We start from the raw sequence: 14326 nt of genomic DNA on the forward strand, positions 1-14326 counted from the left end.
CTCAGCCTCCGGTCGCGAAGGTCTGCCCGGCCGCCCCGGCAAAGTGCTCGACCACCGGGCCGAGCGCCAGCGAAGGGAAGAAGGTCAGGCCGCCGATGATCAGCACCACGCCGACGAGGAGGCCGACGAACAGCCCGCCATGGGTCGGGAAGGTGCCGGCGGAGGCCGGGACCCGCTTCTTGGCGGCGAGCGAGCCGGCGATGGCCAGAACGGGGATCTTCACGAAGAAGCGGCCGACGAGCATGCCGATGGCCAGCGTCGTGTTGTAGAACAGCGTGTTGGCCGTCAGCCCGCCGAAGGCCGAGCCGTTGTTGGCGGCAGCCGAGGTGTAGGCGTAGAGGATCTCCGAGAAGCCGTGCGGGCCGGCATTCGCGGGCCCGGCGAGACCGGCCGGCACCACCGTGGCAAAAGCCGTGAAGCCCAGCATCATCAGCGGCAGGCAGAGGATGCCGAGCATCGCCATCTTCACCTCGCGCGCCTCGATCTTCTTGCCGAGATATTCGGGGGTGCGTCCGACCATCAGGCCTGCCACGAAGATCGCGACCACGACGAAGACCAGCATGCCGTAGAGGCCCGCGCCGACGCCGCCGATGATCACTTCGCCGAGCTGCATGTTGAGCAGCGGGATCAGCCCGCCCAGCGCGGTAAAGCTGTCATGCATGGCGTTGACCGCACCGCAGGAGGCGGCCGTCGTGATCACCGCGAAGAGCGCCGAGGCGGCGATGCCGAAGCGGACCTCCTTGCCCTCCATGTTGCCGCCGGTCAGTCCGAGGTTGGACAGGACGCCGTGGGCGCTGGCCTCGGCCCAGTAGGTCACGCCGACGCCGGCGATGAAGAGCAGGCCCATCGCGGTGAGGATCGCCCAGCCTTGCCGCTCGTCCCCGACCATGCGGCCGAAGACGTTGGTGAGCGCGGCGCCGATCACGAAGATCGAGAGCATCTGCAGGAGGTTCGAGAGCGCCGTCGGGTTCTCGAAAGGATGGGCGGCGTTGGCGTTGAAGAAGCCGCCGCCGTTGGTCCCCAGCATCTTGATCGCGACCTGGCTCGCCACCGGCCCGACCGCGATGGTCTGCCTCGCGCCCTCCAGCGTCGTCGCCTCGACGTAGGGCGAAAGCGTCTGCGGCATGCCCTGGGAGACGTAGAACAGGGCCAGCACGCTGCAGAGCGGCAGCAGCACGTAGAGGGTGGCACGGGTCATATCGACCCAGAAGAAGCCCAGCGTCTTTGTCGAAGCCCGAGCGAAGCCGCGGATCAGCGCGACGGCGACCGCCATGCCCGACGCCGCCGAGACGAAGTTCTGGACCGTGAGCCCGAGCATTTGGCTGAGGTACGAGAGCGTGGTCTCGCCACTATAGGACTGCCAGTTGGTGTTGGTGACGAAGCTCGTCGCGGTGTTGAAGGCGAGGTCGGGCGCCACCGCCGCCTGCTCGGCTGGGTTCAGCGGCAACAGCGCCTGCAGGCGCAGGAGGGCGTAGAGCAGGACAAAGCCGGCCACGTTGAACAGGACCATCGCCCCTGCGTAGCCGAGCCAGGTCTGCTCCTGACGGGCGTCGATGCCGGAGATGCGCAAGAGCCCGCGCTCGACAGGCGCGAGCACGGGAGAGAGGAGGTTGCGCTCGCCGTTGAAGACGCGGGTCATGTACCCGCCGAGTGGCCGCACGAGCGCCAGCACGACCGCGCCGTACAGCGCGATCTGCATCCAGCCGTTGAGTGTCATGGAAGTCAGTCCTGGGGGCCGCTCAGAACCGCTCGGGGCGGACGAGGGCGTAGGTGAGGTAGACGAGGAGCCCGGTGGTCACGAGGGCGCCGAGGGCGAGGTCGAGGGTCATGGCGGCTTGCCTCAGAGGCGCTCGCAGAGCGCGGCATAGCCGGCGACCAGGCCGAAGAAGGCGAGGCCCCCGAGCAGGAAGACGATGTCGAGCATGGTGTGTCCGTATCCAGTCGGTCCGCCGGCTGCGGGTGCCCCGCGGCCGACCCGGGCCGGTCCTGAATGTGGACGGGAACCGCGTTAGGGTTCGAGACGGAAAGGGATACGATCTCATAAGGATCGCATTAGGATCGGCCCGATTCCGAGCGTCCCGTCATCCCTCGGCGATGGCCGCATCAAGGGTAACGGAATCCGAGATTGGGCGCTTGCCTTGCGGCCCGGTCGACCGGCCGCCTTGCGCGGCCGCCCCTGAGGAAGACCGGCGAGGTTCTTTAGACTTGCGCCGGGGCTCGGCCCGCATGCCGCTCAGGCATGGCGCAAGCGTTTTGCAGCGAAATCAGGCCCCGCCATTCGAAGCCGTTGAGCGGATAACCGGTCGGCTTGCCCGCGTGACGAAGTGTCTCTCACAGAACTCCCGCTGCGTCGCCGTGCCCAGAACGGAGACGATCGGTGATCGGGTGTTTTGTGAGGCACTCTCAGCCAGAGCCGAAACGGCGGTGCTGTGCTGGAACCCAGGTCAGGCCGAAAGCACTTGGCTGCCGACACTGCGTGCAATCGGCAATTCTTCATCAGCGGGAATAACGTAGACAGGGATCGTCGCTCCATCGGCGCTGATTCTGACAGTGTTGGCCGCGTTGCGATCCTCATCCAGGCGGATGCCGGTCCAGGCCAAGCCCTGGGCGATTGCCGAACGGATTCGGGCCGAGCGTTCGCCGATGCCGGCGGTGAAGACGAAGGCGTCCAGGCCGCCGAGGGCCGCCATCATCGAACCGGCCTCGCGCACGACGCGGTAGGCGAACAAGTCGAGCGCTTCCGTGGCCCGGGGCTCCTCGCTCGCCAGAAGGGTGCGCGCGTCGTTGCTGATGCCGGAGACGCCCAGCAGGCCCGAGCGCCGGTTCAGGATCTCGGAAACCTCCGCCGGTGTCATGCCGCGCTGCTCGATCAGGTACAGCACGAGACCGGCATCGATGGCGCCGCAGCGCATCCCCATCATCAGACCGTCGAGGGCGGTGAAGCCCATGGTGGTGGCGATGCTGCGCCCTTCGCGCATCGCGCAGAGGCTCGCGCCGTGGCCGAGATGGGCAACGATCACCCGTCCCTGCGCAACGTCGCCGGCAATGTCCGGCAGCACATCGGCGATGTGCTGGTAGGAGAGACCGTGGAAACCGTAGCGGATAAGGCCCTGATCGGTCAGCGCGTGCGGAATCGCGAAGAGCTGGGCGAGCCGCGGCATCGACCGATGGAAGGCCGTATCGAAACAGGCGAGCTGCGGCAGATCGGGCCAAGCCTTCGCCACCGCCCGGATCGCCGCGAGATTGTGCGGCTGGTGCGCCGGGGCGAGCGGGATCAACCCTTCGAGGCTCGTCATCACATCATCGTCGATCACGACCGGCGCCGAGAAATCCGGGCCGCCATGGACGACGCGGTGCCCGGCCGCGCGAAGGTCGAGGTGGTCCGCGCAGCGCAGGCGATCGAGGAGCCAATGCGTGGCGGCTTCGTGACGGCTGCCCTCCGGCAGCACCGCCCCGTCGAACAGATGCGCCTTCGCCCCGGCGGCGCCCCCGAACCGCGCCGCGCTCCCGATCCCCTCGATGCCGCCGCGGCAGAGCGGTTCGAGCGTATCGGCCCGGAAGAGCGCGAATTTCACGCTCGATGAGCCGGCGTTGAGCACCAGAATGGCGGCGTCCTCGGTGCGCGTCATGGGGCGTGTCTCCTCTCCCGGCGCGCCCCTCGGGCGCTTATCGCAGCGTGACGGCCATGGCTTCGGCCGCCTCTCGCAGGGTTGGCAGACGCTCGGCCGCGTTCGCGCGGGAGACCCGCACCACCGGCGCCTGGAGCGCGAGGGCAGCGATGCAGTCGCGTCCGTTGTGATCGAAGATCGGCACGGCCACGCAGAACAGGCCGGATAGGAATTCTTCGTCGTCGAAGGCATAGCCGTCGCGCTTGATCCGGCCGAGTTCGGCCCGGAGCGCGTCCGCATCGGCGAGGGTGTTGGCCGTGTATCGCTCCAGCGTCAGCGAGCCGATCAAGCGGTCGCGCTTGGCCGGCGGCATCATCGCCAGGAACAGCTTGCCACTCGCCGAGGCGTGGGCCGGTACGCGCGACCCCTTCTGGAAGGCGACGCGCAAGGGTGCGGCAGCCTCGACGCGGTCGAGATACATGACCTCGCTGCCCTCCAGCACCGTGAGGTTGCAGGATTCGCCCATCGTACGAACCACCCGCTCGAGGAGCTGATGACGCTGGGTCGAGCCGGAATTGTTCGACAGGATCGCGAAGGCCAGCGCCGTGGCGCGCGCCGCGAGTTCGTAGCGTCGTCCGTCCGGCATCCGTCGCAGCAGGTCGGCGCCCTCCAGCATGCTCAGCCACCGGTGCAGGGTGGGCTTGGGCAGGCTCGCCGCCTCCGTGAGTTCCGCGAGCGTGGGCGGATGATCCATCTCGGCGATGATCTCCAACAGGCTGAACGCCTTCAGGGCCGGCGAGGATTCGGGAGCATCATCCATGGTTGCAGGCTTCATATTCCAAATTCCTGAACGTAGAAAGCAAAAAAACGAGATTTCGATTGCATACGGGTGCGGCCGGGCGCTAAGTTTCGGTCAGATGAGGATGCAGCCGGCATGGCGTGTCCTCCATCGGAGCGGCCCGACCGCCATGGCCACGCGCCGCCGTCCGAGCCGACGAACGACCATCACAACGACTTGGCAAAGCCAGGGTGGGAGAGCGCGCCATGAGGATGACCACGGAAGAGGCCTTCATCAAAGTCCTGCAGATGCACGGGATCGAGCATGCCTTCGGCATCATCGGCTCGGCGATGATGCCGGTCTCCGATCTGTTCCCGAGGGCCGGCATCACCTTCTGGGACTGCGCCCATGAGAGCAACGCCGCCCTCATCGCCGACGGCTATTCCCGCGTGACCGGCAAGATGGCGATGGCGGTCGCCCAGAACGGACCGGGCGTGACCGGCTTCGTCACGGCGATCAAGACCGCCTACTGGAATCACACGCCGATGCTGCTGGTCACGCCGCAGGCGGCCAACAAGACGATCGGCCAGGGCGGCTTCCAGGAAGTCGAGCAGATGGCTCTGTTCGAGGACATGGTCTGCTATCAGGAGGAGGTCCGCGACCCGACCCGCGTCGCCGAGGTGCTCAACCGGGTGATCGAGAAGGCGTGGCGCGGCTGCGCGCCGGCACAGATCAACATCCCGCGCGATTTCTGGACGCATCAGATCGATGTCGCGTTGCCGCAAATCGTCCGGCTGGAGCGGCCGACCGGCGGTCGGCAGGCGATCGCCGAGGCCGCGGCGCTGCTGTCGGGTGCGAAGTTCCCCGTGATCCTGAATGGGGCCGGTGTCGTCATCGGCGACGCGATCCGGGAATCCGTCGCGCTCGCCGAACGGCTCGATGCGCCGGTGGCCTGCGGCTACCAGCACAACGACTCCTTCCCGGGCTCGCACCCCCTCGCCGTTGGCCCGCTCGGCTACAACGGGTCGAAGGCGGCGATGGAGCTCATCGCCAAGGCCGATGTGGTGCTGGCACTCGGCACCCGCCTCAACCCATTCTCGACGCTGCCCGGCTACGGCATCGAGTACTGGCCCAAGAACGCCAAGATCATCCAGGTCGACATCAATCCCGATCGGATCGGCCTGACCAAGACGATCTCGGTCGGCATCTGCGGCGATGCCAAGCACGTCGCGCGCGAACTCCTGCAGCAGCTGTCCCCAGAGGCGGGCAATGACGGCCGCGAAGAGCGGCAGGCACAGATCCACCGTACCAAGTCCGCCTGGGCGCAGGCGCTGTCGTCGATGGATCACGAGGACGACGACGAGGGCACGAACTGGAACGTGGCGGCACGCGAGCGCGAGAGCGGGAAGATGTCGCCGCGCCAAGCGTGGCGCGCGATTCAAGCCGGCTTGCCTTTCGAGGCGATCCTGTCGACCGATATCGGCAACAACTGCGCGATCGGCAACGCCTATCCGACCTTCGAGCAGGGGCGTAAGTACTTGGCGCCGGGCATGTTCGGTCCCTGCGGCTACGGCTTCCCGGCGATCATCGGCGCCAAGATCGGCTGCCCCGACGTGCCTGTCTTCGGCTTTGCCGGTGACGGCGCCTTCGGCATCTCGATGAACGAGATGACCTCGATCGGCCGGGATGAGTGGCCGGCGGTCACCATGGTGATCTTCCGCAATTTCCAGTGGGGCGCCGAGAAGCGGAACTCGATCCTCTGGTACGACAACAACTTCGTCGGAACCGAGCTCGACACGAAGCTGAGCTACGCGAAGATCGCGGAAGGGTGCGGGTTCCGGGGCGTGCGCGTCGAGACGCAGGGGGCGCTGACCGAGGCGATCCAGCAGGCCACCGAGGCTCAGGCCGACGGCGTGACGACCTTCATCGAGGTGATGCTCAATCAGGAGCTCGGCGAACCCTTCCGCCGTGACGCGATGAAGAAGCCGGTCGTTGTCGCCGGCATCGACCGCCGCGACATGCGGCCCCAGCAGCCCGCTTGAGGGGCGCCGTACCTCAGAGCATCGTCCTTTTCCGAAAGCCGGCAACCACCTTTCGGGATGATGCTCCAAGACCAAACGAAGCGCCCGGAACCGCATCGTCGATCAGGTTCCGGGCGCCCTCAGGGCAAATGCCCGTCAGCGCGTATCGGGGCGCGGGTCGGGAACGAACCCGTCGCGGTTCGGCATCCTCACCGCCGGGAGCGTCCTGGCGTCCATGACCGCATCGTCCGGGACGAGACCGTTCAGGTTGAGGACGTAGGCGACGACCGCGTAGACCTCGTCGGGGCTCAGCGATTGCGGCGCGTTCATCGGCATGGCGCGGTGGATATAGTCGAATAGGGTCGGTGCGTAGGGCCAGAAGCTGCCGACCGTCTTCACCGGTTTGGGCGAGGCCAGCGAGCCGTGGCCGCCGGCCAGCCGGTCGCCGACGCCGCCTTCTCCCTGAGCGCCGTGGCAGGAAGCGCACTGGGCCTCGAACAGCGCGCGACCCTGTTCGACGCTGCCGTGGCCCGGCGGGAGCTTCCTGCCGTCGCGGTCGATATCGATGTTCCAGCCCGCGATCTCCCCGTCGGTCGGGGCCCGTCCGAAGCCGTAGCGGCCTTCGGCGTGGGCGCACGCGCCGAACAGCGTCAGAGGGATCGCGATCGCCAGAAGCCGCCTGCGCTCAAACATAGCCATTCGACACCTCGCCGTCGGCGGCAATCCGCCAGGGGACGACCGCGTTGTTGTGGTAGAACGACTTCATGCCGCGAACCGTCGTCAGAGCCTCGAAGCTCGGCTGCACATAGCCCGTCTCGTCGGTGGCGCGGCTCAGGATCGTCGTCGGCCGGCCGTCCCAGGTCCACGGGTAGCGAAAGCGGGTGAAGGCACGGCTCAGGACCGGCTCCTGCAGTCCGGCGGGCTGCCACGTGCCGCCGCCGTCGACCGAGACCTCGACCCCGGTGATGCGCCCGCGGCCGCTCCAGGCGAGACCGGTGATCTCGTTGAAGCCTCCGGCGATCCTGTGCGTGCCGGAGGGTCGCGTGATGATCGACTTGGCCTCCATGGTGAAGGTGAACTGGCGCGCCGTGCCGTCGGGCATCGAATCCGTGTACTTGGCGGTCTCCTCCCGCGAGTAGGCGGGCTCGGCGACGACGTTGAGGCGGCGAAGCCACTTCACGCTCATGTTGCCCTCGAAGCCCGGGAGCAGGAGGCGGAGCGGGTATCCCTGCTGCGGGCGCAGCCGCTCACCATTCTGGCTGAAGACGAGCAGGGCGTCGTCGAGGCACTTCTCCAGCGGCACGCTGCGTGTGAGGGCGGCGGCATCGGCGCCCTCGGCGACGACCCACCGCGCCTCCGGGGTTACACCGACCTCGTCGAGGATCGTCTTGAGCCGGACGCCCGTCCACTCGCAGCAGCTCGCCAAGCCGACCAGATCGGAAGCCGTCTTGGCCTGCTTGATCGCCTCAAAGCCGGGATTGCCGGAGCATTCCAGGAAGTAGATGCGGGATTCGGTGGGAAACCGCCGCAACTCGCCCATGGTCAGGAGCAGGGGACGTTCGACCAGGCCGTGGATCATCAGGCGGTGCTGAGCGGGATCGATGGCGGGGATACCGCCGTGATGCCGCTCGTAGAACAAACCGTTCGGCGTGATGATACCGTCGAGATCCTGCAGCGGCGTGCGGCTGGCGGAGGAGGTGTACTGCTTGCCGTTCTTCGGCACGTTGCGGATGACGCCCCTCTCGAATTCCGAGGGCGTGCCGTAGAGCTGACTGCCGACATCCGCGCCCGGCTCCTTCATCCAGCGCGGCACGTTCGGGGGCGTGTCGTCGAGGACCGGTGCCGGCTCCGACCGTGCCGGCGAGGCCACCCCACCGGCGAGGCTTCCGCCGACGAGGGCGGAGCCGGCAGCCAGGATCTGCCGGCGGGAGCGCGGCACCCGCGTGACCGCTTTCGTTCCGTCGTCGTCGCTCATCGGATCCTCCTGCCGTTCACGCGGATCGCGGAGCGTCCGCGGCGGCGAAGCCCTGCGATCCTACGCCCGAGAGGGTATCTTGGGCGATCAGTAGGTGGCCGCCAAGTAATCCGCGATGGCCTTGGCGTCGGCCTCCGCGATCGGTGCGCCGTAGACCTTGATCATCTTGGTGACTTCCGCCGACCAGAAGGCATGGCCCTTTTTGGCCGGCTGCATGGCGATGTAGTCCGGTGAGTGGCAGGTCAGGCAATGGGCCTCGGCGATCTCGGCGCCGGGGCCGGGCCGGAACTTGGCCGTCTCCTCCGGCAGGTCGTAGGCAACCGGTCCGGCACCGGCGGTCCCGGTCGAGACGGCAAAGAGAGCCAGGGCGGCAAAGCTTGAGCAAGCGAGGCCCGGGCGGGCGGGGCGCGCAGCAGATCGTGTCATGAACCCCTCCTTCAGCGTGCGGTGACGCGCGTCGTCTCGACGACGTTGCGCAGGTAGCCGGCCGGATTCCAGAGGGCTTCGAGCGGCTGCGACTGGCCGATCCGGTTCAGCGCCCGAACCCGTAAGCGGTGCTCGCCGGCCGGAACCCTCAGGCTCGCCTCCCAGCCCCGGAAGGCGTAGCGACCCTCGTCGCGGCCGAGGCTGGCCGCGGTCCAGCTGCGCCCGTCGTCGCCGGAGATCAGCACCTCGGTGAGGCCGTAGCCGCCGTCGAAGGCGATGCCGCGCAGCAGCGTGTCGGCCCCCGCCCTGACGCTCCCGCCGTCGGGCACGTTCGTGATGAAGGAGCGGATGGTGAAGCGGTTGATCGGCACCGTCGCCGACGGCGACTTGCCGGGCTCGGTGCAGCCGCAGGCATTGGCCGGGATGCGGTAGGCCGTCTTCATCCAGAAGTTCTCGAACGTCGTGTCGAGCACCGTGATCGCGTTGAGATGCTTCAGCCAGTACGTGCCGTAATAGCCCGGTACGACGAGGCGGAGCGGGAAGCCGTTGAGGAAGGGCAGATCCTCGCCGTTCATGGCGTAGGCCAGCATCACCTCCCCGTCGCGGGCGTGGTCGAGGTCGAGCGCCTTGGCGAAGTCGGGCGTCCGCTCCAGCACCGGCCCGTCGAGGCCCTCGAACATCACCTGTCGCGCGCCGGCCTGGACGCCGGCCCGGTCGAGCACGGCCTTCAGCGGCACGCCCGTCCAGCGGGCACAGCCCATCGCGCCGTTGGCGAGTTGCCCGCCGGCGACCCGCGGCTCGAAGAAGCCGCGCGAATTGCCGGAACACTGGTTGACCGCCGTGATCTCGACCGCGCCGAACCCCTTGAGGTCCGCCAGCGACAGGGTGAGCGGCGTCTCGACCTTCCCCTTGATCTCCAGGCGGAAGGTGTCCGGGTCGATCTCGGTGGGGATGCCGGCGAGATGGTAGCGCACGAAGAATGCGTCGTTGGCCGTGATCGGGCCCTCGTCGAAGACCGAGAACGGCGTCTCCAGCTGCGGCGGCCGGCTCGTCATCTGGATCAGCGGGCGCTTGCCGGGATACGCGACGAGCGGGCGCTCGCCGTTGCCGAAGGGAAGCGTGATCTGTTCGGGCGAGGCGGCGCGGGCCCAACCGGTCGCGGAACTCGCGAGCAGGACCGTTCCGGCGCCGCGCAAGAGGGCGCGTCGGTGCATCATGGCTTCCTCCTTTTGGGGCGGATCCCGTTTCGGATCCGCCGCTTTTCCAGCACGTCTCAGCCGAGCCGAAGCAGGTGGATCAACCCGAGACTGATCAGCAGCAACGTTGCGAGCGACAGCGTCACCGCCGCGGTGACGCGCCCGCCGACGCGGCCGATCACCCGCACATCGACCCCGAGCCCGAGGGCGGCCATCGAGACCACGGTGAGGGTGCCGGCGACCCGCGTGATCGGGCCGATCGCGGCGTCGGGCACGAGGCCGAGCGAGCGGCACGCGGCGAGCACGAGGAAGCCGAGGATGAACCACGGCACCAGCTTGAACGGGTCGAACCGGCGTGCTCCGCCGGTTTCCGGCGCGCCACCGTCGAAACGCGGTGCGAGGAGCGAGAGCCCGACCACGACGGGGCCGAGCATCAGCACGCGCACGAGCTTCACCAGAGTGCCGATCTGCGTCGCCACCAGCCCGGCCGGGACGGTGGCGGCGAGAACCTGCGGCACGGCATAGACCGTGAGGCCCGCCAGAATGCCGTACTGGCCGGCGCCGAGGCCAAGCAGGGGGATCAGCAGCGGCAGGCCGAGCACCATCAGCACGCCGAGGATCGCCGTGAAGGAGATCGAGGAGGCGACGTCGTCGCTGCTGGCGCCGATGACCGGGGCGACGGCCGCGATGGCCGAGTTCCCGCAGATCGAGTTGCCGCAGGCGATCAGGATCGAGATGCGCACGGCGAGTCCGAGCAGGCGGCTGATCGCGAAGCTCGCCATGATCGTCACGACCACGGTGGCGACGATCGCCGCGAGCAGCACCGGGCCGGAGGCGACGATCGCCGCGAAGCTGATCGAGGCACCGAGCAGCATCACCGCGACTTCAAGGAGCTGTTTGGCGCTGAAGGCGATGCCCGAGCGCCAGAGCGGGCTCGGTGTCCAGAACGTCCGGATCGCCATGCCGAGGAGAATCGCGATCACCAGCGCCTCGATATAGGGGTGCTCGAACGCGCCCTCCTCGAGATGCTGCAAACCGATCGAGACCAGCGTCACCGCAAGGCACAGCCCGATCCCCGGAGCCAGTTCCCTAAGGCGCGACATTGCGAGGCGGGGCTTCGAGGGTGTCACCAGGCGGTTCTTCTGCAGCATCGTCGGTCCTTGATGCCGATCCCGGCTTGGTCCCGGCGGCCCCATCCATAGCAAGTCTTTCTATATCTGCACGCTATAGACAAACTATTTTCTATGAACGCGCCGACTTGTGGAGCATTCTTCGCATCGTCGGCGTCGCGAGAGCCGGCTCGGCGTCCAGCGCCCCCGGATCCCCGGCCAGCGGCCGTCGTGTCGCGCGCCCGATCCAGATCGCCGAGGCGGCGCTGACGAGACCGGCGAGCGCGCAATAGGCGCAGACCAGCCACGGCCGATCCGTACCGGAATATTGCAGGAGCGCGGTCGCGACGATCGGAGTCAGGCCACTCGCGAAGATGCCGGAGAATTGGTAGACGAAGGAAATTCCAGTGTAGCGTACCCGGGCCGGAAACAGTTCCGAGAACAAGGCCGCCTCCGGCCCGTAGACCGAGGCATAGAAGATCCCGAAGGGTACGATCAGCGCAAGCCAAATCGCCCCGATACTGCCGCCGCTGTTCAGGAAGATCCAGAAGGCCGGAAAGGCCGAGAAGCCGGTGAGCACCGACCCCCAGGCGTAGACGCGGGTACGGCCGAGCCGGTCCGAGAGCCAGCCGGCGATCGGAATCGTGGCGCAGAGCAGGAGCGCGGCTGATGTGACGCCGAGCAGGGCCTGGGTGCGCGGTACCTGAACGGTGCCCGTAAGATAGCCGATCGAGAAGACCGCGAAGATGTTGAAGAACACGCCGTCGATGGTGCGCGCGCCCATGCCGGCGACGACGTTGCCGGGAAAGTCCCGCATCATCGAGACGAACGGGATCGCCGCCTCGCGGTTCGTCTCCTTCACGCGGGCGAATTCGGGCGTCTCCATCACGTTGAGCCGGATGTAGGCGCCGACGGCGACGAGCACGGCGCTGAGCAGGAAGGCGAGCCGCCACCCCCAGGAGAGAAACTGTTCGTCCGTGAGTCCGTAGGACAGCCCCGCAACGACGCCGGAGGCGATGCAGAGCCCCAGCGCGAGCCCGATCTGTGGGATGCTGGCGTAGAGGCCGCGTTTCTCCGGAGGCGCATACTCGAAAGCCATCAGCACGGCTCCGCCCCACTCGCCGCCCAGCCCGATGCCCTGGACGATCCGCAGGATCAGCAGCAGGACGGGGGCAGCGACGCCGATCTGTGCATAGGTCGGCACCAGCCCGATCAGGAAGGTCGCCACGCCCATCAGCAGGAGGGTGATGACCAGCATGCTCTTGCGGCCGATCCGGTCGCCGAAATGTCCGAAGATCACGCCACCGAGCGGCCGGGTGACAAAGCCGACGGCGAAGGTCGAGTAGGCGAGCAGCGTCGAGACGAGGGGATCGTCGGCTGGAAAATACAGCTTGTTCAGGACAATGCCGGCGACGACGCCGTAGAGGAAGAAGTCGTACCACTCGATCGTCGCTCCGATCAGAGCGGCCGTGACGACGCGGGCGAGGCCGCCGCGTTCGGGTGCCGTGTCACTCGTCGTCATGCCGGGCTCCCCTCTGGCGCCGGCGCGGGATGCCGGCTGGATGTGGTCGCCAGCGGGTCGGAGGCGACGGCGACCGCCGCTGAACCGGCCCGCGCATCGGCCAGAATCATTTCGGAGGCCTTCTCCGCGATCATGACCACGGGCGCGCTGGTGTTGCCGGAGATCAGGGTCGGCATGATCGAACAATCGACGACGCGCAGGCCGCCGATGCCGTGGACGCGCAGGCGCGCATCCGTCACCGCCATCGGGTCCGAGCCCATCTTGCACGTCCCCGAGGGGTGGAAGATCGTGGCCCCCGTCGCACGCGCGAAATCGAGCAGGGCTTCGTCGCCCTCGACCTCCGGGCCCGGCTTGACCTCTTCCGTCAGCAGCGTCCGCAGAGGGGACGTCGCGGCGAGGCGCCGGGCGAACTTGATGCCCTCGACGGTGCAGCGCCGGTCCGTCTCGGTCGCGAGGTAGTTGGCCCGCATGACGGGCGCCGCGAAGGGGTCGGCGCTGCGCAGAGTCACGCTCCCGCGGGATTCCGGGCGCAGCTGGCAGACCGAAAAGGTGCAGCCTGACCAGGGATGGGGCGCGCCGCCGGCCATATCGGCCGAGAGCGTGGCGAAGTGGAACTGCACGTCCGGCGTGCCGGGCCCGGGCATGACGCGGGTGAAAAGGCCACCCTGATTGATCCCGACGGCCAGCGGACCGCTGCGTGTCAGCAGCCAACGCAGGCCGATCCGCGCCCTCCCGAACACGGTGCGCAGGTCGTCATTCGTCGTGATCGGCTTGGCCACCTTGTACATCAGCCGGATCTGCAGGTGGTCCTGCAGATTCGCACCGACGCCGGGCAGCGCGTGCACCAGGGGGATGTTGTGGCGCGCCACCTCCGTCTCGGGTCCGATCCCCGACAGCATGAGAAGCTGCGGGCTCTGCAGCGCACCCGCGGCCAGGATCACGTCCGTCGCGGCGCGCGCCTCGTACATCCGGCCCTTCAGCCGGTAGCGGATCCCAACCGCACGGCGCCCTTCGAGGATCAGGCCGACCGCCTGCGCGCCGGTCTCGACGCGAAGGTTACGACGACCGCGCGCCGGGCGAAGATAGGCGACTGCGGTGCTGCAGCGCCGGCCCTTGCGGGTGAAGAGCTGGTAGTAGCCGACGCCCTCCTGGTCGCCCGCGTTGAAGTCCGCCGTGCGGCGGATGCCGAGCTCGCCCGCGCCGGCAATGATCGTATCGATGAGTTCGTGCCGATGCTCGATGTCGGAGCACCAGAGCGGCCCATCCGCGCCGTGGGCGGGTCCTGCGCCGTGGGAATTGTGCTCGGAGCGGATGAAGTAGGGCAGGACGTCCTTCCAGGACCAGCCCGTATTCCCGAGCGCCGCCCAGTGATCGTAGTCCTCCGCTTGGCCGCGAACGTAGATCAGGCCATTGATCGACGAGGAGCCCCCCAGTGTCCGACCGCGCGGCCAGTAGATCCGCCGACCGTTCATGGTCGGCTCCGGTTCGGTAAAGAAGCCCCAGTTGAGGGTCTTGTGGAACATCGTCTTCCCGTAGCCGATGGGAAGGTGGATCCAGGGCGAACGATCGCGTGGACCGGCCTCCAGCATCAGCACCCGATGCCGACCATCGGCCGTGAGGCGGTTCGCAAGGACGCAACCTGCAGTCCCGCCGCCGACGATGATGAAGTCGAAGGGGCCGACAGTCATCGC

The 14326-nt window shown here is 67.8% G+C and carries 12 protein-coding genes; 1 reads left to right on the plus strand and 11 read right to left on the minus strand.

Annotation, left to right across the window (positions count from 1 at the left end):
* Window position 1 precedes the first annotated feature (1 nt).
* The 4 genes from kdpA to Y590_RS16750 all read right to left on the minus strand — a co-directional run bounded on the left by kdpA (window position 2) and on the right by Y590_RS16750 (window position 4443).
* Window positions 2-1717, minus strand: coding sequence for a potassium-transporting ATPase subunit KdpA (gene kdpA / locus Y590_RS16735; RefSeq protein WP_060770842.1), 1716 nt, complete (start codon window positions 1715-1717; stop codon window positions 2-4).
* A 22-nt stretch (window positions 1718-1739) separates the two neighbouring features.
* Window positions 1740-1829 carry a K(+)-transporting ATPase subunit F gene (locus Y590_RS16740; RefSeq protein ID WP_012778951.1) on the minus strand — a complete coding sequence of 30 codons (90 nt, stop codon included), beginning with the start codon at window positions 1827-1829 and terminating at the stop codon, window positions 1740-1742.
* A gap of 615 nt (window positions 1830-2444) precedes the next feature.
* Complete coding sequence (locus tag Y590_RS16745) at window positions 2445-3629, minus strand: acetate/propionate family kinase (protein WP_060770843.1); 1185 nt, start codon at window positions 3627-3629, stop codon at window positions 2445-2447.
* Window positions 3630-3666: 37 nt separating this feature from the next.
* A complete protein-coding gene (locus Y590_RS16750) occupies window positions 3667-4443 on the minus strand; it encodes an IclR family transcriptional regulator (protein ID WP_201026744.1) in 777 nt (258 codons plus the stop codon).
* 209 nt (window positions 4444-4652) lie between these two features.
* Here Y590_RS16750 and xsc point away from each other — a divergent pair, with 209 nt between their 5' ends.
* Window positions 4653-6428: a sulfoacetaldehyde acetyltransferase gene (gene xsc, locus Y590_RS16755; protein ID WP_060770845.1), complete on the plus strand. Its 1776-nt coding sequence runs from the start codon at window positions 4653-4655 to the stop codon at window positions 6426-6428.
* Window positions 6429-6563: 135 nt separating this feature from the next.
* Here the strand turns inward: xsc and Y590_RS16760 are convergent, their stop codons facing one another.
* From Y590_RS16760 to Y590_RS16790, 7 genes are all read right to left on the minus strand, one after another.
* Window positions 6564-7100, minus strand: coding sequence for a c-type cytochrome (locus Y590_RS16760; RefSeq protein ID WP_060770846.1), 537 nt, complete (start codon window positions 7098-7100; stop codon window positions 6564-6566).
* Window positions 7093-8382: a sulfite dehydrogenase gene (gene soxC / locus Y590_RS16765; RefSeq protein ID WP_060770847.1), complete on the minus strand. Its 1290-nt coding sequence runs from the start codon at window positions 8380-8382 to the stop codon at window positions 7093-7095. Before soxC ends, Y590_RS16760 begins: the two co-directional genes overlap by 8 nt.
* Before the next feature lie 87 nt (window positions 8383-8469).
* On the minus strand, window positions 8470-8808 hold the full coding sequence (gene sorB, locus Y590_RS16770) for a SorB family sulfite dehydrogenase c-type cytochrome subunit (protein ID WP_060770848.1): 339 nt from the start codon (window positions 8806-8808) through the stop codon (window positions 8470-8472).
* Between the two features lie 11 nt (window positions 8809-8819).
* Window positions 8820-10025 (minus strand): SorA family sulfite dehydrogenase catalytic subunit, encoded by a 1206-nt coding sequence (gene sorA, locus Y590_RS16775; RefSeq protein WP_060770849.1) that lies wholly within the window; start codon window positions 10023-10025, stop codon window positions 8820-8822.
* Window positions 10026-10081: 56 nt separating this feature from the next.
* Window positions 10082-11152 (minus strand): YeiH family protein, encoded by a 1071-nt coding sequence (locus Y590_RS16780; RefSeq protein WP_060772332.1) that lies wholly within the window; start codon window positions 11150-11152, stop codon window positions 10082-10084.
* Between the two features lie 94 nt (window positions 11153-11246).
* Window positions 11247-12635, minus strand: coding sequence for an MFS transporter (locus tag Y590_RS16785; RefSeq protein ID WP_060770850.1), 1389 nt, complete (start codon window positions 12633-12635; stop codon window positions 11247-11249).
* Entirely contained in the window at window positions 12632-14323 is a 1692-nt protein-coding gene (locus Y590_RS16790) for a GMC family oxidoreductase (protein ID WP_060772333.1), read from the minus strand. Before Y590_RS16790 ends, Y590_RS16785 begins: the two co-directional genes overlap by 4 nt.
* Between the last annotated feature and the right edge of the window lie 3 nt (window positions 14324-14326).

It is taken from the genome of Methylobacterium sp. AMS5, assembly GCF_001542815.1.
Classification (GTDB): Bacteria; Pseudomonadota; Alphaproteobacteria; order Rhizobiales; family Beijerinckiaceae; genus Methylobacterium.